Origin of the sequence: Pseudoxanthomonas yeongjuensis (assembly GCF_010093345.1) — a bacterium.
Taxonomy (GTDB): domain Bacteria; phylum Pseudomonadota; class Gammaproteobacteria; order Xanthomonadales; family Xanthomonadaceae; genus Pseudoxanthomonas_A; species Pseudoxanthomonas_A yeongjuensis.
In genome coordinates, this window is sequence record NZ_PDWT01000024.1 from 1 (window position 1) to 498 (window position 498).

Sequence of the window (498 nt, forward strand, 5' to 3'; positions counted from 1 at the left end):
ATCCATGTTATTGTGCTACGACGCTTATGTCTTATTCTCAGGTCATCACAATAACAGTATATCAGTCATGTGTATGTTAGTTTACCTTATCTAGTGCTTTTACACTTCCTTAGTATCTCCTCACACATCTGAAGCCATCAATCTATTGATACTTTTTCTTTTTTTTTTTTCATGTGGATCGCATTCCTGACGTTTTTGCCTGTGGTGACGCTGGCGACACAGGCGCCGTGGATGCGGCCGTTCCCTGACGATTGGCTGCTCACAGCAGGTGTGATTGCGCGCATCGCCGTTGGCGTCATGATGTTCCTGCCTTCGGCAAGAGCCTGGTTTGCACCAGTTCGTAGAGCGGGAGCCGCGTAGCCGGCCCGGGTAAGCGCGGTGCGCCCGGGACAGGTTGGATTGCGCGCGCGTTCCCCGGGTACGGCTTTGGTCTTACCCGGGCTACTGGCTACATTGCTTGGGCCACGCATTGCACTCACCGAGTGGGCGGCATCACGG

Annotated in this window: 1 protein-coding gene; it reads right to left on the reverse strand. The window is 53.4% G+C overall.

What is annotated here, in order from left to right; translation table 11 throughout:
- Positions 1-137 precede the first annotated feature (137 nt).
- On the reverse strand, positions 138-498 hold a 361-nt coding region (locus CSC74_RS17490), incomplete at its 5' end, for a hypothetical protein (RefSeq protein ID WP_211369687.1).